A 20292-nucleotide genomic window follows, 5' to 3' on the forward strand; every position below is an offset into this window, starting at 1 on the left:
TTAATTTTCTTAGCCTTTTTTGAATTTTGGTCAAACCTACTTTCTATTACTTTCTTTTCCCTATTGAAATCGATTAGAGACTTTGGGTTCCAACCAAATAAGAGTTAAAATGGCTAAAAACATCCCGTACCATACCCAATCTGAAATCTTTGTTTTTGGAGGGGAACCTATTGAAATTTTATCAATTTTATCATGTGCAGCCAGAAAGTCTGCCCTCAACTTAGCGGACTGAATACTTTTCCACTCATCCTTTTGGTAACTATAAAACTCCAAACTATCACTGATGGTCACCCAACCGGAGTCAAGATTAGTAAAGCTCGCAGTTTTAGTAAATGGATTTACGAGAGACTGTTGCAAGAATACTGAATCAGAGTCAATTTTAATGAACTCCTGATCAAATGTGGCCTGATTAGCCTGAATCTCAGTCTTCATTCCCTTAAAAGTCGGTTGGGAAATATTCAGTGAGCCGGATTCCTGAGGTATCATTGCTCCTAGTAGTTGCTCCCAAATAGCATTATATCGTATACTATCCCCTGCCAGTTTGATAGGATAAGTTTTCCCGAGCAGACTTACTCCTACTTTGGCATTCCCAACTTGCTGAACGGCAAATGCATTTTCAAAAAGAAGTTTTTGCGCTGTGGCTTCTTCGAATTCAAAAGGCTGAGCATCCAAATCATCGTTTATTACCCTTTGTTCATTGCTTGTCGATCTCTTAGTGGAAAAACTTGTTTCCAAGGTTTTGTTAATTGACTGAATGTCGCTGTTCACATCACTAATATTGATTAAGAGTATCGATGCTCCCTTAGCTATTGCATCTTGGGTTGATTTCTTTCCAAGTTGCTCGGGATCGATGATCAAAAACTGTAGTGAATCCGCATCTGAATTACCGGATTGGATCGTAGAATTTCTTGACACGTCAATCTCTTCATTTACCTGCTCCCCAGCATTAATTAAATATTGACTCAACATCCTGATTTCAGCATCCGGGAAAGAGAATTTTAGGCTGTATTGTATAGGTTTAGCTGCTTGGGTAAAGAAATTTACATAGCCGAGCAATGAATCATTAGCCAAGAGTTCAAGGTGATTTCTCCCCAAAACACTAACTGGAAATTCCAGTTTGAAGGTACCCAAATTTGGATTTGCGTTTGTTTCAGCCAAGATTTCCCCTTCCTGAACTATGGAAATACGAACCGTATCTTTCGTTATTATTTTGCCCTTTACCTCCTGCATTTCGCCTGATCTCAGTAGTCCTTTCCATTCGAGATAAGAAATAGAACCAGCTTCAGCATCTGAAATCCAGTGGATATCCTTACCATTCATTTTCAAAAGCTCTGCTTCCGAAAACTCAGATCCCAGCAGATAAACAGGATTGCCTTCTCTTTTGTAATTTCGGATTTCCAGAGATTTTCTGATATCCAGGCTGTCTTTCCAAAAGCGTATTTTATCTCTGGAAACTGACTTAGAATAAACCAAAACAGCTTCTTTAGAACTATCTGTGCTCCAAACTGGCTGAAATATATAGCCTATCAGTATTATTCCAAATAGAGTGTTTAGGCTTATTCTAATCGCTTTGTTAGAGCTTTTAAGCTCATGGGTCAATATCCAATAGATTTGGATAGCAAGTATGATACAAACTGCCAAAGCAAATAGCCAAGCCCAAGTCAAGGACATCAAAGGTTCGAATTGGATCATTGTAACTTCTGCCAATAGGCTTTTTCTAATTCTTTTTGTTTGAGCCAAGCTGTATTGACACCTTCAGTTTTGGCCGTCAAGGGATAAAGTTTTTCAAACAATTCCCTTTTACCTTTCTCTTCAATTTTCCCGGAATTCAGCTCCTGAAGCAGCAATAGCACCGACCAGTCCTGCATTCCTGTATAATTCATCCTCGAAGTCCAAAGCTCACCTAATTTCTGTACAGCGGCTTTATCTACAGCGGATAACTGATTTTTCCTTAGTAAACCTAGTACTTGAGCGGCAAGTGGGGATATGGTGTTTGTTAGAGCAATTTGCTCGATTTCAATTTGCTTCTTTAGATCTTCTAGATCTCCTGCTAAACGCTTTTCCTCCTGTTTGATCGGCGGTGGGTCAAAACCCGAACGCTTCACATAGGCGCGGGACTTTTGCTGTACCGATTTAAGATATTCGAGTGCCTTGTATTGGAATGGCAGTGCCTTCTCCGGCTCAAAAAGGCGAAGATGCAATTCAGATTCCCACATTTGATCCAAAGAAAGCTTGAGCAAATGCATTGAGGAGATCTCATCTGATTCAGCTTGTACAGTTTGCTGGGTATTATTTAGGAAAGCATTCATTAAGCCTCCTAACCCATCCTCTCCGGTATTTTTTAAGCTATCAGCCACATGATTTTCTACTTTTTTCTTTTTTGGTTTTTCAATTCCGCCCATCATTTCAGCTCCATGGTCATGATCATGGTCGTGCCCTGCTAGAAAATCCACAGGTTCGGACCCATCCTGAGGTTCGGAATTTTCCTCACCCAAGTACTGACCATATCTCATTCTCAGCAATTTTTGATCGCTTCCTATCACATTCGAAGCCGAGTTAAACTCCTTCTCTGATTTACTTTTTTTACTGGCAATAAGGTTTTCGGTATCAATAATAATTTGACGTTGACTACGAAAATACTCCGGCATTACATGAATTGCCATGCCGATTATATCCTGCTCTTCCACACCAGTTGAATCTACGTAGTTGATAAAGTAGGTATCGGACCTGCTAAAATTAGGAGTTGGTGTTCTGTTGTCCATTGCTGCCCAATAGTAGTAAAGCTCGTCACCAGGCTTGAAATCCAGCGCCTCCAAATCAAGCTTGGCAAATAACTTTTCAGATTTGAAATTAGATTTACCTAGTGGAATTCTGTTCTCTCGGAACTTGACATTTTCCCCCGATCCCCTAGCCAAAGTGGCCACCAAGTATGCTTCTGCCACCTTGAAATCATCAGAGATCTGAGCTCCCACATTCATGATTTTAGCATCTTTGGAAAAGTGATAGGTGTAGAGTTCTTTACTGTTGGGAAGAATCACAGGTGATAAATCTTCAATTCCCTCCAAAGGATAGAAATCGGACTCATAAACTGTCTCCCCATCTTTACTTGCACGAAAAGCATAAATTCCAGAACTCTTAACTCGATCCCGAAGAATAAATTCATCGTTTTCCTTGGTTAGTTCCAAACCATCACCATTGGTGTTAATTAGTTCTACTCTAATATCTTGATCATTCTCAAAAGAAATAACCCACTCTATTTCAGAGCCAATGATTGCTTTTACATCTAGTTCAGATTGAGAAGTTTGTGGAATACCCGTATAAGCTGGAGGAGTAATAATCACCTTAGTATCGTTCATCCTTACAGGTAATTCAGCCTTTTCAATCTCAAAAGTTTTACCATCTTTTTGAGTGATAGCCTCTGTTCGATTATCATCTGTAACAGTGAAAACCGTCAGCCCATATACACCTCCTGAAAGAAGTACGCCGATAAAAAAAGGCCATATTTTTTTATACCAAAGTTGAATATCACCTCCTTGAAACTTTGCATTGACACGCTCCCATTGGAGTTGTTCGGCTATGTTTTTGGAGGGTTTACCTAGAAGCTGAAGGCTAAATTCGAGATCTGAAAATCTCTCATGAAGAAGCTGTATGGCTCGTGTCCTTTTCTCTTCAAACAAACCGATGAAGTACCCCGAAACAAAAAAACCTAGAATCGCTTTGGCAATGGATATGAAGGGAGATGAAAAGAAAATCAGGGAAAACACACCTACGGATATACCTACCAGGAGGGATTTTAGTGCTGCCTGCACATAAAGCTCGCGCTCAATTTTGGCGATATAGTGTTCGATTTTGCTCATATTTCTTGCTGATTAGCGAAGTATCTCTCCAGACCAAAACAAATCAAGATAAGGCATAGGATAAGTGTAGTGAGATTGGCTTTCTTATCCTGGCTTTTGTGGGAATCAATCACAAATCTGTTTTCAACTTGAGCTTGACTCAGCTTTACATTTTGCTTTTCCACTCCTGAAAATTCAAGAAATCTTTCCAGGATCACCTCCGGTAACCTTCCTAGTTGGACCAATTCTGAATGTTCAAAATCCAGGGAATCAGAAAAGGAAACTAAATTGGATTGCTCCGAAAAGTTGAAATTATTTGAGATGAAATAAAGTTTTTCGGACGATTTCTCAGAAGGAATTTTTGTATCAAATACCAGTTTGGCTTCTTCAATTTCCTCGGTCTCGTGAAAATCAAATCCGTAAACATCGAATATTGCATTGAGAGAAGCCTGAATGAATTTCTTCTCAGAAGGCGCTATTTCCCCAAAGAAATAAGCGAAATCGTCCCTTTCCAGATTCCTTGAAATCTGTACCTCCTCACTATCTGATATAGAGTCCAATAAACCAGAATCACCAACTTTATATGTTTTAGCTCCCGATACGGCTATAGATTGAGAAGAAGACTTTATAAAATCTGTCTTGCTGAGAAATACATTTGGTTTGATTTTGCTTAAGTAATTGCCAGAGCCCAAGGTATTTTGGGAGTTGTTAAGGTAAAGATTAAGCTTAGAAATATCATCTGGAGTATGGTCAAGTGAAACTTGAAGCGAAAATTCTTTATTAGTTGATTTCAAATTATTTAAATCATGAATTTCTTCTAATTCTCCAGTTGCCCAATAGACCTCTTCTCCATTTTCCAAAGCCTGCTGAATTTCAAATCTATACTCCTCCACAAGTTGCTGGCTAGGTTCTACCAAGTGCACCACCCACTCTTCGGAAGCCTTGCTTAGGCTAGAGATAAAAACCTGACTGAGTAAAAGAACCAATAAGACTATCAGTAAAATCCTTAGTAAAAGAACCAGAATATTCTCAAACCTAAATCCCTTTGCCACTGAACTTTCCTTTGTTGAAAGCCATTCCATAGCAGCCCATGAAATTACCTGTCCCTTTTTGCCACGCCATAGGTGAATCAAGATCGGTATGCTAATTCCCAGCAAACCCCAAAGCATTATGGGCTGTAAAAACTGCATCAGGATAAAGATCTTTCGGACAAAAACTTACTGATCACACCCGCCATAGAGTCGGATAAAGAGACTCTAAACAAATGAACTTGTGGTAGAAGTAATGATTCTTTAAATTCTGATAAATAGACTTTTATAGAATCGTTATAGTTTTTTTCTATCGACGCTCCATCCAAAATAATCGAACGGTCAGACTCCAAATCGTGGAAGTTAAAATTGCCTTTCAGTTCAAATTTCTCTTCCTGTTTTCCAAGAATTTGAAAGAGTACGATCTCCTTTTTGGGATGACGCATCTGCTCCACTATATCAAGCCATTCATTATCCTTTTGCAAAAAATCAGATACGAGAATAATCATTTCTTTTTGCTTGCCTTTCAAGGCTGGAAAATCCTTCTTTTCCACAGGCCAGGTACCTGCAGCACTTTCCTCTTCCAGAAAATATAACATACGCTGAAATGCTTTTGGCGAGGCGGCGACTTTCTGCTCCACCCTTCCATCCTGGCAAGTGAAGTAACTCAAAGAATCCCCTTGCTGATTTGCTAGGTAGGAAAGCGAAGCAATAAGGTTTTTAGCGTAGTCCAAGCGTTTAATTCCATTTTCCTCATAGTTCATCGATCCTGACAGATCGAGCATCATACGGACGTGTAAATGGCTTTCTGTCTGTGATTCCTTGATCATGTATTTGCCGGACCTTGAAAAATATTTCCAATCGATGCGCTTGGGATCATCTCCCGGCTCATAATACCTGTACTGCTCAAACTCTGATCCCACTCCTACACGCTTGCCTAGGTGCACGCCGTTCTTAAGTTGCTCACTGATGATCTTGGCAGCCAACTTCAGATTATTAAGTTTGATGATTTCCAGGTTACTTGCTTGCATGTATTGGTAATGCTTCCAGTATTTTTGTGATCACTGCATCAGCTTGTATGCCTTCTGCTTCTGCACGGAAATGTAATGAAAGCCGATGCCTCAATACCGGGAAAGCCAGCGTTTTGATATCATCCGGTGTTACCGCAAAGCGACCTTTTACGAGAGCTCTAGCTTTGGAACAAAGTATCAAAGCCTGTCCAGCTCTAGTACCCGCTCCCCACTCCACATAATCTATAACCGATTGAATTTCTGAATTATCAGGTCGAGTTGCTCTAATTAACTTATTGATGTAAACCAGCAAGTTTGAATCAATATGGACTTCTCTGGTAAGTTTTTGAAGCACTTTCACATCAGATCCGGAAAAGACTACATCGGGTTTTCCCTTGTAGGTCCCTGTTGTTTTTTCCAAAACATCCAACTCCTCCTGCTCCGAAGGATAGCCAAGTTTGATGTACAAAAGGAAACGATCCAACTGTGCTTCAGGAAGAGGATAAGTACCTGACTGCTCTATTGGATTTTGCGTAGCTATGATTAAAAAAGGATCCGGTAGCGGATGATGTTGCCCACCATAGGTTACTACCTTTTCCTGCATTGCTTCTAGCAACGCTGCCTGCGTTTTCGAGGGTGTTCTATTGATCTCATCTGCCAAGACCATATTTGCGAAAATAGGCCCACGGTTGAACTGAAAAAATTTCTTTCCCGTGACATGATCTTCCTCGAGGATCTCTGTTCCTAGAATATCCCCAGGCATCAAATCAGGGGTGAATTGAATTCTCTTGAAGTTCATGTCCATTCCCTGAGAAAGGGAATTAACCATCAACGTCTTTGCAAGCCCCGGAACACCTTCAAGTAGGCAATGTCCTCCAGCCAGCAAAGTAATTATGATCTCCTCAATCACTGATTCCTGACCAACGATAACTTTTGCAATTTCTTTTTTGAGCAAAGGGATTTTACCCACCAGCTCCTTATATGCTGTTAAATCTGTTTTTTCCAATATCATTGCGTTAATGCATAAACCACTATGTTGACACCAAACTTGGTATTATCGATTTTTAAAAACCGCTTATTTCTGAAGTCATAATCCCACTCGCAGCCATAATCCTTGTTGCTATAAAGAACTCCTATTCTTCCATTTACAACTATCGCTTTCAAGTAATCATGAATCAGATCGTCTCCCCAACCGTTGAGTTCAAAAGAAGTCGCAGGAGGACCGTCCTCGAATTCAAAGAAGGAGGAATAAATTGGGTGGTTATTGGGTATTTTTTGGAGTGCATCTTCTCCAAAAGTTTTAGCCATTTCGGCTTCAAATGATTTTGCGAAAAGCCCGTCAATGTCATGATTGCAATCATCGGCAAAGACGAAACCTCCGTTTTCCACATAAGTTTTGAAGTTCTTTCGCTCTTCTGACGAAAACTCCACCAACTTATGTCCACTTAGGTAGCAAAAAGGACTTTTAAAAATCTCCTTGCTGCTCAACTCAACTATTTTTTCCTTTTCATCAACCGGTATTGTTGTGTATTCTACCAATGAATTGAGCAAGTTGATAGGCATACGCTGATCTGTATCCCAATTGCCGGAATTGTATTTTATTCTGGTGAAGAAAAAGGGATTCATCTAATGAAATTTAATCTAGAAAACCTATGTGTTCACAGACAACAGTCCACTGTCCACAGCAGTTCAAGGAATAGTAACTGAAGAAGTCCACAGACCTAGTGTTTTGCAAAAGCTTATGAAATATAGAAGCCTGCTGTTGACTGTAGTCTGTGGAATGTTAACTGATTTAAACTGCGTCTGACAAACTAGTGAATGTAAAGTCCCTGATCTTCATCGGAGGGATCAAGTTTCCTCCTACTCGTTGAGGCTTACCCATTGCTTCAATATTGTTCAGCATGATAATCGGACTCTCATTGAAGCGGAAGTTTTTCACAGGGAATTTGATCTGGCCATTCTCTATATAGAAAGTACCGTCCCGAGTAAGGCCTGTAAAGAGTAGTGTTTGAGGATCCACTGATCTGATATACCAGAATCTAGTCACCAAAATACCTCTTTCAGTACTTTTGATCATATCGGCAATCGACTGATCACCTCCTGAGAAAATGTACCCTCCTCCTCCAAAACCTCTTCCACCAGCACTGGCAAGCGGAGCTACGCCTTGTTTTTCAGCCCAATAACGGGAATATGCCAAGTTTTTGACTACTCCATTTTCCACCCAGGTGGTCTTCACTCTAGGCAATCCATCACCATCCCATGGAGACAATGGAATTTCTGTATTGGTGGGATCAGAAGTGATCGTCACGCGCTCGTCAAATAGTTTTTCTCCCAGACGCGTCCCTCCACCCTTTTTACTCATAAAGCTTCTTCCTTCGTCTGCACTGCGGGCATCAAACCCTCTAGTGAGAAGACCTAATAAATCCCCTGCTGCAGTAGGCTCCAAAATCACGGTGTACTTTCCTGGTTCTATTGCCTGCGCCGAAGCTGATGCCTGGGCTTTTTGCATGGCGATGCTCGTCACATCCTTAGCGTTAAGAAGGTTTACATCGTTAAAGTCTCTGATGCCGTAGCCAGAGCCTTTACCGTCATTGGTCCTTACTGTAACTGAAAAATCAACAGATGTGCTGGTGTTGTAGCCAAATTGTCCTTTGCTGTTTCCCATCGCAACGAATCCTGAGAAATCCTCCAAGTAACCAGCAGCAGTAAGATCTCCTGTACTGGTAATCTCTATACTGTCAGCGGCTAATTGCGCTCTAAATTCCGGATCGATCTTATCCGTAGCAGGGCTAAATGTAGCTGCTTCAGGATAGGTCTGAGGTCCGAGCATTGGCATATATTCAGGATTCTCCGGAGCAAGCATGGCGATTTCCTCAGCACGTGCCACCACCTTTTTCAAAGAGGCATCATCCAACTCATTGGTAGAGGATGATCCTACTTTTTTACCATACACAGAACTCACGCTTAGGCGAATTTCATTCGTTTCCCCACTGGTGTTTACCGTATTTCTGGCATATCTGATATTCCCTGTACGCCCTCCGAAAATGGAGACCTCCATCTCGTCCGATTTGGAATAGGAAAGTACTTTATCTATAATTTTCTTTGCTTCTTCTTTTGTTAGAAAGGCCATAATTCTCTGTGTTGAGGTTAAATATTTCTTCCTGTGTTAATGACATTCACCCCGTCAAAACGTGTGGTGGAGCTACCATGGGAGACTGCGGAGGATTGTGAAGGTTGTCCTTTACCATCATTGAATGTACCCATGAATCGATAGTCATCCTGATCACAAATCTGGGAGCAGGAATTCCAAAACTCCTGGGTATTTGACTGATAGGCTACATCTTCCAGCATGCCTACAATTTCTCCATCCTTGATTTCATAGAACACAGTACCACCGAATTGGAAGTTGTATCGTTGCTGATCGATAGAGAATGAACCTCTTCCCAAGATATAAATCCCTTTTTCCACATCTTTAATCATATCTGCAGGACCTAACTTTTCTTTACCTGGACGCAAAGATACATTGGCCATTCTCTGGAATTGAACTGAGCTCCAGCTATCTGCGAATGCGCAACCATTAGACTCATTTCCTCCCAAAATACCTACTTGATCTCTGATGGCTTGATAATTAACCAAAACTCCATCTTTGATTAGATCCCACTCTTTACATTTTACCCCTTCGTCATCATACCCCGTTTTTCCAAGAGAATAATCCTGAGTTTTATCTGCGAAAATGTTAACTATATCTGAACCATATTTAAAATCACCGGATTTCCACTTGTCCAAAGTAGCAAAGCTAGTACCTGCATAATTTGCCTCATAGCCCAGTACACGATCAAGCTCAAGCGGATGGCCTACAGATTCGTGAATAGTCAATCCCAAGTGATCAGGATCAAGAACCAAGTCATATTTCCCAGGAACTACTGTCTTAGCTGTGATTTTTTCTTTGGCTTGCTTAGCTGCTGCTATCGCATCTTCAACTATATCGTAGGAATTATTATAGCTAATAAATCCTGCAGGGTTCATGATTCTGTCTTTATCCTTGCAATCCAAGTATTCATAGCCCATGCCCATAGGAGTACTTAGTGCCTGTCTTGATCTGAATCCTCCTGACTCTTTATTTACAGCGGTAACGGAGAAAGTTGGATAGATTCTGTGAATGTCCTGATCTATGTAAGATCCATCTGTGGAAGCAAAATACTTCTGCTCGTTGATCATGAACATAGCGGAATTAACAAATGCAGCCCCATTTACCATTGCAGCATCATTTGCTTTCAACAGCAAATCTATCTTGTCCTTGACAGGAACTTCCATAGGATTTGTGACGATAGGAGTATTCCAAGTGACTTCACCATGGCCTGGCTCAGGAGCCAATACTACTGGTTCAGTTTGCAATCTTGAATTTGCTTTTGCTATGGCTACTGCATTCTCTGCACATGCCTTGATGCCATCTGGAGTCACATCGGAAGTGGCGGAGAATCCCCAAGTGCCATTTGCAATTACTCTGATTCCCACACCGAAGGTTTCGGCGTTGGAAATTCCCTGAACATTCTTTTCTCGGGTAAATAAACTTTGGGAAAGGTATCTGCCGATTCGCACATCGGTATATGTAGCACCTTTTGAGCGGGCTGCATTCAATGCGATATCTGCGAGTACTTTCTTAGCTGCCGGATCCATTCCTGGTTCAAGCAACTGCTCAGCCGAGACAGGGCTTCCCATCATGACTAATCCCGAAGTAGCTAAGGCGCCAAGCCCAAGTCCGGAAAGGTGGATAAAATCTCTTCTTTTCATGTGTTTACAATTTCATTAGTATAGGTCACACGTAATCTGGCACATATAATTCGTTTCTGCACGGAGAAGCTTCTATACATGCCCGATTTCAATTGATCTCCTGGTTAATGTTTATGATTTTTGACTGCTGGTGATTAAAGTGGGTTCAATAACACTTTCAAAGTACTGCTATCATTGGATTATGCAAAATAAAAATACAGACTCGGTAATTTTTCAGGGTATGAATCCAAAAATCCCTGTTGAGAATTAAAAAATCATGAATTTTTGACCCCAGCATCACAGATAAAACTATTTTAAAAATTCAAAAAAAAACCATATCCACCAGTAGCTTGGTAGCAGATTTAGCTTTTCAGCTGGAGGAATATATACTCACAATCCGCGTAAAAAATGTCAAGTCATCTAACAATTGTACGGAATGTCAAATTTACTCTTGGTTTTGAAACCAGTTTGGTCGGAGGAAGTCTATGCATCCAATGCGTCTGTGTAGTTCCTTTCATCACGAGCAGGCTTCCGTTTTCCAAAATCTGTGAAACGGTCTCTTTTGAAACCTTATGTTTGAAGGCAAATTTCCGTTCAGCTCCAAAACTCACAGAAGCAATAGCCCCATTTTTTTTCAGGTCAGTCTCCCCATCGCTATGCCATGCCATACCTTCACTCCCATTGTGGTATAAATTCAGCAGGCAGGAATTAAATGTTTCACCCGTCTTCTTTTCAACCAACTCTTTTAACTCCAGCAGTTCACTAGTCCAAGGCAAAGCCGTTTTGGTATGGTTGGAATAGGTGTATTCAAAAGGATTTTCCGCATACCAAGCAACTTTCCGCTTCGTTTCTATACGCTTACCAAAAATAACAGCCACATCATTTTTCCATTGAATCTCATTCAACAAGTATTCTAGATAGCTCAATGACTTTGCATTAGGCATTATCTTCCCGTAGTAATTCACTGTCCCATCTTTAGGTAGCAAGTTTACCTTCTCGACCGATTCCTGATTGAATAAATCCATTTTTCTCTCCTATCCCTCTTTAATTAGCTGGGAAGCTTCCCAACCTATAATTGCTGATTTTCTGGTATTCCCCCACATATAGCCACCAATTTTACCACTAGACTGAATAACCCGATGACAGGGAATCAGGAAAGCAACAGGATTACTACCAATGGCAGTTCCAATGGCGCGTGAAGCTTGGGGTTTCTCTATTTCGCTTGCAATGCAACCGTAGGTAGTGAGGTTTCCCATTGGAATCTTCAGCAGGGCATCCCAGACCTTCAACTGAAACTGCGTTCCTTGCAAATGCAATTTGATTTGATTGAGTTTGCTCCAATCGTGTTTGAAAATAAACAACGCCTCCTGTTGAATACTGTCCACCAACTGATGATAAGCTGCATTTGGAAATCGGGCTTTCAGGATTGACTCCCCTTCTTTTTGATCTGAGAAAAACGCCAAATGACAAATGCCTTTTGACGTGGATGCAACTATGATTTCCCCAAAAGGACTTTCTGCGAAACTGTAATTGATCTGGAGGTTTTCTCCCCCATTTTTATACTCACCAGGAGTCATCCCTTCTATCTTCACAAATAAATCATGAAGCCTTCCTGTGCCGGAAAGCCCTGTTTCCTGTGCCGCTTCAAAGAGTGTCGCTTCCTTGCCTTTCAAAAGCTGCTTGGCATATTCAACACTTATAAACTGCATAAACTTCTTTGGGCTCACTCCTGCCCACTCGCTAAACATACGCTGAAAATGAAATGGGCTCAGGTGAATCTGCTCCGCAATTTCCTCCAAGGATGGCTGTCTTTTGAAATTAGCCTGTATGAAAGTAATTGCTTCGGCTATGCGTTGATAATTTATTGACTGACTCTCGTTCATATTTTGGATGCTAAGTTGTCCAAAAGTACCCTGATCGATAGATTGCTAAAACCCGAATCTTGCGAAGTTTGAAAAATGCGGATCATCAGTTTCTACTTTCCATAGATCACATTCAGAAATGAATAGCTTACTGGTTCAGGACTTTGCCCGACAACAATTAATCCTGCTCTTGGAGAAAAACCCCATTGAGCAATAAAGGAAGCGTCAAATTCAGCATTGCTCGCCACTTTTATCTCCTTCCAATCAGTTGGGTCCACAGACCAGAAAAACTTATAGTAGCGACCATCACGGGCTTCGTACTTTAGAAAAACAGAGTCATTTCCCGACATGCTTTCTTTGGCCAAGACTTCCTTTTCACCGCCTTCGATTTTATATATCTGTATTTCAGAATTGCTAGCAGTAATTCCCAAGGAATTTTGCTGATTACTGTAAACTCCTAATCCACTTTGTGACTGTGAAGGTCTGACTTCCGTGATCATAGAGTAGTCTCCCATTTTTGGGCGAAGTCCCATGAAATTAACCGCTTCATGGGTACTCGAAATCAGCAGTTCTCCATTTTGGATTTTTGCATCAGGCTTTGGCAATTTTACATCCCATTCCCAAAAAGAGAGATTCTTGTCGCTAGAAAAGTCATCCTCCCAATCCGTAATTTCTTGTTGTTGGGTATTCTGAAATGGCATTAACGCTTCTACAGAAGGAGTGTTTCCATTTTTGAAATATGGCCACTTTGTCTCTTCATCCCAGACAATTTCATCCAGCATTCCCTGTCTTCCTATATACTCAAAATCAGTTGCATTATAAGAATGATACATGTAGAAATCTCTATTGTCCGCCGTCTGCACTAAGGTCCCATGACCTGGACAACGCCATTCCTTACCACCTTGTAAAATCGGGTCTGGGAACTGCTCCCAAGTATCACGGAGATCTTTCGAACGGGAAACCATCACCCGATAGTCACACTTATTGTCACAGCATCCACCTATCGAATAAAACATATAATAGTAATCGCCACGCTTCACAATCGACTGCCCTTCATCACCGTCCCCGGTCCAGCCTTGACTGAAATCAGTAAGTGTCCAATGCTCTCCAACCAAAGCCAATCCATCTTCACTTAATTCTGAAGATAAAATCTCAATATCTCGACCTTCGGTCAAACCATATGCCTTCCAGGAAATATACAGCTTATCATCCTCTTCTTGGAAAACATAGGCATCAATCGCCTCCTCGCCCCATTCGATAATAATTCCATGATCCGTAAATCCTTCGGTAATATCCTCTGCCGTAGCCACTCCGATACAAGCAACGCCAGTATCCTTTCGCTTTGTGGTATAGTACACATAAAAAGTCCCGTCTTTATAGAATAATTCCGGTGCCCAGAAGTCTTCACTTGCCCAAGCGGGAGGCTCGCTGAAAACAGAAGCAATCCGTGTCCAGTTAACTAAATCGCTTGATTCATAGATTGGGTAATTAGGCGCAAAATCATTAGTGGTACCTACAGCATAAAATTTATCCTCCAATCGTATAATGGATGGATCGGGGAAATCCCCCTTGATTATTGGATTGGAATAAGTCTTTTGCTGCTCTTGTTTAACAGTCTCTGGAGAACATGAAGCTGACGCTACTAAGGTGGTAATTAATAATAGTGACTGTAGGTAAAAGCTGAATGGTCTCGAAAATATTTGTTGCTTCAATTTATATCTCGGTTAGTTAAACCGATAAAGATAAGTATTGAAGCGTCAATTAATAACTTGCTGAGACCAAATTCAGCTTATGGTAATACACATAGGACACCATTAAAATTGCCAAAATAATCAGTGGAAAGATCGTCTGAAATCCAAAACCATCCACCGCAAAATGGCTAATGCAAGCAAAAATAAAATCGAAAGTAAATCCTGCATAAGCCCATTCTTTTACCCGCTTGGGAAATTTGGGAATCATCAGAATCAATGCCCCTCCCACTTTGAATACCACTAATGCTACACCGAAGTATTCAGGATATCCCAAGTGACGAATCCCCTCCTTGGCAAGTTCTGTCTGGGAAGTAAGGGCCGGCATTACTCCTTCAAAAAGAAATATTATCGTAGTTGCTGTCCAGAAAATGATTTTGTCTCTTTTAGTCGCATTCATAATTTTATTATTTAAATGATAGTCAAATATCATTAGGCTTCTGCTAATCCAAGTGGTATTATGATGACAAAGTAGAGGCGATTTGCGAAATGAAATAGACCGAAAATCTGAATCAACATTTCACCTACCTACATACCAAAATAAAAAAAAGCTGTCCGCAAAAAGCGGACAGCTCAAAAATTTTGGAAAGGAAGTCTTAAATTTTTGAAAGGGCATTTGCCAGATCATTCTTAAGATCTTCAGCCTCTTCCACCCCGACGCTTAATCGTATAAGAGAGTCCACTAATCCTACTTTCTCCCGCTCTTCCTTTGGGATACTGGCATGGGTCATGGAAGCGGGATGTCCACACAGAGATTCCACCCCTCCTAGGGATTCTGCAAGTGCAAAAAGCTCAAAATTTTCCATCACTGTTCTAGCATCAGATTCTTTATTTCCGACCAGTGTAAAAGAAATCATTCCTCCGTAGTCACGCATCTGCTTTTCTGCAATGTAATGGTTAGGGTGATCCTCGAAACCAGGCCAGTAGACTTTATCTACCTTAGGATGATTCTTTAAATAAGCAGCGATGGTTTTACCATTTTGGGAATGGCGCTCCATTCTTAGGTGAAGTGTTTTTATTCCTCTTATTACTAAGAAACAGTCCTGGGGACCTGGAGTAGCACCTGAAGCATTTTGAATAAAAACCAACTTTTCAGCCAGCTCATCATCATTTACTACCAATGCTCCCATCACTACATCAGAGTGTCCACCAAGATACTTAGTCACGGAGTGCATTACGATATCTGCTCCCAGATCCAGTGGAGTCTGCAAATAAGGAGATGCAAAGGTGTTATCCACTGCTAGGATAATCTTATTTCCCGAGCTCAACTTTGCCACAGCAGCAATATCAATGATATTCATCATTGGATTTGTAGGCGTCTCCACCCAGATCATCTTCGTATTTTCAGTGATATGATCTGCGATAGAAGAAGCGTCTGCCATAGGCACAAACTTAAACTTGATACCGTACCGCTCATATACTTTCGTGAATAGACGATAGGTGCCACCGTAAAGATCGTTGGTGCTGATGATTTCATCACCAGGATTGAAAAGTTTGATCACTGCGTCAATGGCTCCCAAGCCAGATGAAAAACATATTCCATGTTTACCATTTTCCAGTGCAGCGAGATTATTCTGTAATGCAGTGCGGGTAGGATTATGGGTTCTGGAATATTCATATCCTTTGTGCACTCCAGGTGATTTCTGTACATAAGTGGAAGTCTGGTAAATCGGAGTCATGATTGCACCTGTGGTAGGGTCAGGCACTATTCCAGCATGTATGGCTTTTGTTCCAAATTTCATTCGTAATTGTTTTAGGTTTTTTGGCTCGTCAGAAAATAAAAATCAGTTTAGATTTTCAGGGTTATTTTAAGCTGTGCATGTTAAACTTGCAGACATTTCCAATGAATCAATGTAAGATGAACCAAATATGACAAAAAAGGGCAGGATTTTCAAAACTATCCGTTCCTACTTCGGTAAGCATCCCTCAGGTATATTTGCGTGGCTTTGGGTTACCGTTTTGCCATTTGTTGGAAGTTTGGTCTTTGCGGCTTACTATGATTTCCTTGAAGCCTACCAATTGCATACTGGTATGGATTTTTTTATTTATACAATAATAGGGGCATTATTGATGGGTTTGGCGATACTTCCCACCACACTTATTGCGCTGGCTTCGGGGTTTTACTTTGGGTGGCCATCACTTCCATTTTTGATATTGGGATATTCTTTAGCTTCAGCAATCGGTTATATATTGGGCAAAATCACCAATATGGGCCTGACTGAGAAACTCTTTAAAAAAAATCCAAAGTTTCATGCAGCCCTGGAATCACGGAAGGAAAAGGAAGGTTCATTGGTGTTCTTTGTGCGAATCTCACCAGTTGTTCCCTTCGCTGTATCCAACTTCCTATTTGCAAATCTTAATATCAAACTCTGGAAGGTACTGGTGTATGGGATTCCAGGAATGCTGACCCGTACTGTTATCGCCTTTGCTGCTGGCGTCGCTGCAAGTTCTTATATAGCTGCCAAAGAATCCATGAACACTCCATTGCAATGGGGAATCGGAATTGCGTTGTTGGTGATCGGAGTGGGAGGAATTTATAGATATGTGAAAAAGTCAAGAACCTAGTCAGAGAAAAATTGGACAATAGTCAGGTTGAAAAAATCTCCCAGATTAGATCAAGTTTAAATTTCACTTAAATATTAATTTCGAATTAATGTAATCGAATAGTGATGTTTAGCCCAATATTCAAATCAATTTCCACTTGATCAAAAACTGAATTTGCAAACACACCATGGTAACCCAGCGATCAGATTACTTTTCATGGGATTATACCAACACCAATTCAAACGGCCTAAAGGAATCAAGCAACGGATCGGATGGATCAAGTTCCGTTACCAGCGTATGGACAGCAGTCATATCACAAGTCTTATATTTCTGCACTGAGTGAAGCTTGTCGGATACAGTTAAAATCACAGTTTTTTTTGCTGCACGAATCATTGCCTGCTTGACTTGAATAACTTCCCAATCGAATTCTGTCAACCCAAACTGCGCATCCAGATAACCTGTTCCCAGAATGCACATATCCACTCGAAGTTGAGAAAGCGCATTCACAACTGTCCCACCTACCGCAAATTTTGCATCGTGCAAGAGTTTACCTCCTAAGAAAATCACCTCCACATTCTCGTGATCCAGCAATGCCATTGCTACATGAAGACTTGGAGTAAATACCGTTAGCACCAATTTCTTTGGAATCAACTTCACTACTTCCATATTGGTGGTTCCTCCACTCATCAGAATGACCTGCCCGTCCGAGAGCAGGGAAACGGTTTTCTCCGCAATGGATATTTTCTTCGACTTCAGATAGATATTCCCGTCATCCTTTGTGAAAGTCATAAAGCCAAAAGAAGTAGCACCACCATGTACTTTCTTGAGCTTTTTTTCCTTATCCAATTCCTTTACATCCCGTCTCACCGTGTCTATTGAGACGTTTAAGGAATCTGATAAATCATTCAATAAAACCCGGTGATGAAGATGAACTTGATCTAAAATATACTTCTGTCTTTCTTCTTTTAGCATTGGATAAAAGTGGTTGAGTTTGGGAAACTAACGAAAACAGCAAAAACTTGCAAAAGTTTTAAGTGTTTGAAATTTCTGGCAAAAAATAGCTGGGCATCATTCCTTATCCTGCAATTTTCTGGGTAGTTTAGCTGTGAAAATCAAATTTGAAACCATTGCATCTGCAGTTCAAATTCGCCCAAGCCCATGAAGTTCAGACCATTAAAAAGTTCTTATTACCTGGCAGGACTCGTATTTTTATCCTTTTGGCTATTTTCCTGCAGCCCTGAATCCACCTTCAGAATAATCGATAAACCAATCACTTGGAATCAGGAGCGAGAGGATCTTTCCATTCAATACCTCAAAACCCGTCATGGTCTAGACCAAAAAACCGCTTCCATTGACCCCAAGATGGTAGTTGTTCACTGGACAGCTATAGATAATATCGAGGTAACTTTTGATGTATTCAACCCACCCACTATAGCCGGAAGAGCTGATCTGACTGAAGCAAGCAACTTAAATGTCTCGAGCCAGTTTCTGATTGATCGGGACGGCACGATTTTTAGACTATTGCCAGACACTACTTTTGCCAGACATACTATAGGGTTGAATTATTTGGCAATTGGGGTCGAAAACATCGGAAGCGATGAAATGCCTTTGACTAAGAAGCAGCTGAAAGCCAATGAAGAACTTGTACGATACCTGGAGAGAAAGTATGAAATCGATTATGTGATCGGTCACCATGAATACCAAAATTTCCAGAGTACAGATCTTTGGAAAGAAGCTGATCCTGACTATCGCACCGTCAAAACCGACCCCGGAGATGCCTTTATGAATAAACTCCGAAAAAATCTGGAAGACTTAAACTTGAAACCTGTACCAAAGCTCTGATTACCCATTTATGCAATTCCTTTCTAGGTATCTCTTTCTCTTTTTGGCCTTTTGCCTCCTACTTTCTGCCTGTAAAACTCAAAAACCTACCACTACTGGAACCAGACCTTCCGGTACGATCGGTACTAAACCGAATACTTCCAACGGTGCCAATCTTCCTGTCAAATCTTTACCGATGACCCCAGTGGCTTTGCAGCCTCTAACCTACCAAATGCAGGAAATGCCTCGGGAATTCCGTGGAGTTTGGATCGCAACTGTAGCAAATATCGATTGGCCGATTTCTCCGGATGACACCTACACCAAGCAAAAGCAGGATTTTATCAACCTATTGGATTATTACAAAAACCTGAACTTCAACGCCGTAATCGTCCAAGTCAGGACAGCGGGTGATGCTTTTTACCCGAGTAATCTAGCTCCATGGTCAAAATATCTGACCGGAAAGCAAGGACAAGCTCCAAAAACTGATGAAAATCCGCTCACATGGATGATTCAGGAATCCCATGCCCGAGGTTTGGAATTTCACGCTTGGCTGAATCCATATCGGGCTACTATGAACCTGAGCACGGAAGGACTCAGTCCAGACCATGCTTATAACCTTCATCGTAACTGGATGCTGAAATATGGCACTCAATACTATTTCAATCCTGGACTGCCTGAGGTAAAAGCTCATTTGTTGGCTGTAATCAAAGAAATCGTGGACAATTATGACATAGACGCGATCCACTTTGATGATTATTTTTACCCGTATAAAATCGCAAAACAGGACTTCCCGGATAAGGCCACCTATGACAAATACAAGAAGCCTGGTCAATCTCAGGCTGACTGGAGACGGGACAATGTCAATCAATTAATATTGGCGCTAAACCAAACCATCAAGCAAAGTAAGCCTTGGGTACAGTTTGGGATTTCACCATTCGGAGTGTGGCGAAATCAAAGTATGGATCCAAATGGCTCACCTACTAGGGCAGGACAGACAAACTATGACGACCTTTACGCGGATGTCTTGCTATGGATGAAAAATGGATGGGTGGACTACATGATCCCTCAGCTCTATTGGAGCATGGACCACAAACTTGCTTCACATAGAATACTAAATGACTGGTGGGCAAGAAACCACTACAACACTAATATTTATATAGGAAATGGTCCATATAAAATCCGTGAGGATTCGGATGCTGCGTGGGACAATCCCCGCGAGATAAACACACAGATCTCCTATACCCGGACGCTACCGACTATTCAGGGAAATGCATTTTTCTCAGCAAAATCGATGAAGATCAAGAATCAGGATGTAGCTCAGTTGCTGAAAAGTGAATTGTATAACGAACCTACTTTGCCTCCGGCATTCCAACCTAAAAGCCCATCAATCATAGATACTCCAGTTGTATTTAGTGTGGAAGCCAATTCAGAAATGACTACCATTCGCATGGCCAATCCTCTGGATCCTGCTATTCGCTATGCCTTGATTCAGGGGGCTAATGAACTGGGCCAACTTGCAGACTCAGAAATCCATCCGGTTTGGGTAGGTGGCCTACGAGCAAGAACTTTGGAAGTAAAAAGTGTAAATACTGAATATCTTGCCATTCGGTGGATCGACCATTATGGTAGAATCGTCCAAACTCAAGTTTATAAGATCCCTTAAGTCAGAACTT

General features: G+C 41.1%; 17 protein-coding genes. 3 read left to right on the forward strand and 14 right to left on the reverse strand.

Going from position 1 to position 20292, the window contains the following annotated elements; genetic code table 11:
• Positions 1-60 precede the first annotated feature (60 nt).
• The 13 genes from AACZ73_RS10190 to AACZ73_RS10250 form a co-directional block, all read right to left on the reverse strand.
• Complete coding sequence (locus AACZ73_RS10190) at positions 61-1692, reverse strand: hypothetical protein (protein WP_339877544.1); 1632 nt, start codon at positions 1690-1692, stop codon at positions 61-63.
• The gene (locus tag AACZ73_RS10195; RefSeq protein WP_339877546.1) at positions 1689-3857 is read right to left on the reverse strand and encodes a hypothetical protein; all 2169 of its coding nucleotides are present in this window, start codon (positions 3855-3857) and stop codon (positions 1689-1691) included. The genes AACZ73_RS10190 and AACZ73_RS10195 overlap by 4 nt, the downstream gene beginning before the upstream one ends.
• Positions 3854-5026, reverse strand: coding sequence for a BatA domain-containing protein (locus AACZ73_RS10200; RefSeq protein ID WP_339877547.1), 1173 nt, complete (start codon positions 5024-5026; stop codon positions 3854-3856). Before AACZ73_RS10200 ends, AACZ73_RS10195 begins: the two co-directional genes overlap by 4 nt.
• Positions 5026-5895 carry a DUF58 domain-containing protein gene (locus tag AACZ73_RS10205; RefSeq protein WP_339877548.1) on the reverse strand — a complete coding sequence of 290 codons (870 nt, stop codon included), beginning with the start codon at positions 5893-5895 and terminating at the stop codon, positions 5026-5028. Before AACZ73_RS10205 ends, AACZ73_RS10200 begins: the two co-directional genes overlap by 1 nt.
• Positions 5882-6880, reverse strand: coding sequence for a MoxR family ATPase (locus AACZ73_RS10210; RefSeq protein WP_339877550.1), 999 nt, complete (start codon positions 6878-6880; stop codon positions 5882-5884). The genes AACZ73_RS10205 and AACZ73_RS10210 overlap by 14 nt, the downstream gene beginning before the upstream one ends.
• Positions 6881-6882: 2 nt before the next feature.
• On the reverse strand, positions 6883-7500 hold the full coding sequence (locus tag AACZ73_RS10215) for a DUF4159 domain-containing protein (RefSeq protein ID WP_339877551.1): 618 nt from the start codon (positions 7498-7500) through the stop codon (positions 6883-6885).
• Positions 7501-7666: 166 nt separating this feature from the next.
• The gene (locus AACZ73_RS10220) at positions 7667-9004 is read right to left on the reverse strand and encodes a TldD/PmbA family protein (protein ID WP_339877552.1); all 1338 of its coding nucleotides are present in this window, start codon (positions 9002-9004) and stop codon (positions 7667-7669) included.
• Positions 9005-9021: 17 nt separating this feature from the next.
• Complete coding sequence (locus AACZ73_RS10225) at positions 9022-10665, reverse strand: TldD/PmbA family protein (protein WP_339877553.1); 1644 nt, start codon at positions 10663-10665, stop codon at positions 9022-9024.
• A 395-nt stretch (positions 10666-11060) separates the two neighbouring features.
• Positions 11061-11669 (reverse strand): alpha-ketoglutarate-dependent dioxygenase AlkB, encoded by a 609-nt coding sequence (locus tag AACZ73_RS10230; protein ID WP_339877554.1) that lies wholly within the window; start codon positions 11667-11669, stop codon positions 11061-11063.
• A 9-nt stretch (positions 11670-11678) separates the two neighbouring features.
• The gene (locus AACZ73_RS10235) at positions 11679-12527 is read right to left on the reverse strand and encodes a methylated-DNA--[protein]-cysteine S-methyltransferase (RefSeq protein ID WP_339877555.1); all 849 of its coding nucleotides are present in this window, start codon (positions 12525-12527) and stop codon (positions 11679-11681) included.
• A gap of 92 nt (positions 12528-12619) precedes the next feature.
• Complete coding sequence (locus AACZ73_RS10240; RefSeq protein ID WP_339877557.1) at positions 12620-14218, reverse strand: family 43 glycosylhydrolase; 1599 nt, start codon at positions 14216-14218, stop codon at positions 12620-12622.
• 49 nt (positions 14219-14267) lie between these two features.
• Positions 14268-14654 carry a DoxX family protein gene (locus AACZ73_RS10245; RefSeq protein ID WP_339877559.1) on the reverse strand — a complete coding sequence of 129 codons (387 nt, stop codon included), beginning with the start codon at positions 14652-14654 and terminating at the stop codon, positions 14268-14270.
• A gap of 196 nt (positions 14655-14850) precedes the next feature.
• Positions 14851-15996: a cystathionine gamma-synthase gene (locus tag AACZ73_RS10250; protein ID WP_339877561.1), complete on the reverse strand. Its 1146-nt coding sequence runs from the start codon at positions 15994-15996 to the stop codon at positions 14851-14853.
• 127 nt (positions 15997-16123) lie between these two features.
• Between AACZ73_RS10250 and AACZ73_RS10255 the strand changes: the two genes are divergently transcribed.
• Positions 16124-16819, forward strand: coding sequence for a VTT domain-containing protein (locus AACZ73_RS10255; protein ID WP_339877562.1), 696 nt, complete (start codon positions 16124-16126; stop codon positions 16817-16819).
• A gap of 201 nt (positions 16820-17020) precedes the next feature.
• Here the strand turns inward: AACZ73_RS10255 and AACZ73_RS10260 are convergent, their stop codons facing one another.
• Positions 17021-17770 carry a DeoR/GlpR family DNA-binding transcription regulator gene (locus AACZ73_RS10260; RefSeq protein WP_339877563.1) on the reverse strand — a complete coding sequence of 250 codons (750 nt, stop codon included), beginning with the start codon at positions 17768-17770 and terminating at the stop codon, positions 17021-17023.
• Positions 17771-17956: 186 nt separating this feature from the next.
• Between AACZ73_RS10260 and AACZ73_RS10265 the strand changes: the two genes are divergently transcribed.
• Both AACZ73_RS10265 and AACZ73_RS10270 read left to right on the forward strand, forming a co-directional pair.
• Positions 17957-18640 carry a peptidoglycan recognition family protein gene (locus AACZ73_RS10265; RefSeq protein WP_339877564.1) on the forward strand — a complete coding sequence of 228 codons (684 nt, stop codon included), beginning with the start codon at positions 17957-17959 and terminating at the stop codon, positions 18638-18640.
• Between the two features lie 10 nt (positions 18641-18650).
• A complete protein-coding gene (locus tag AACZ73_RS10270; RefSeq protein ID WP_339877566.1) occupies positions 18651-20282 on the forward strand; it encodes a family 10 glycosylhydrolase in 1632 nt (543 codons plus the stop codon).
• Positions 20283-20292 lie beyond the last annotated feature (10 nt).

The organism is uncultured Algoriphagus sp. (assembly GCF_963974835.1).
GTDB lineage: Bacteria > Bacteroidota > Bacteroidia > Cytophagales > Cyclobacteriaceae > Algoriphagus.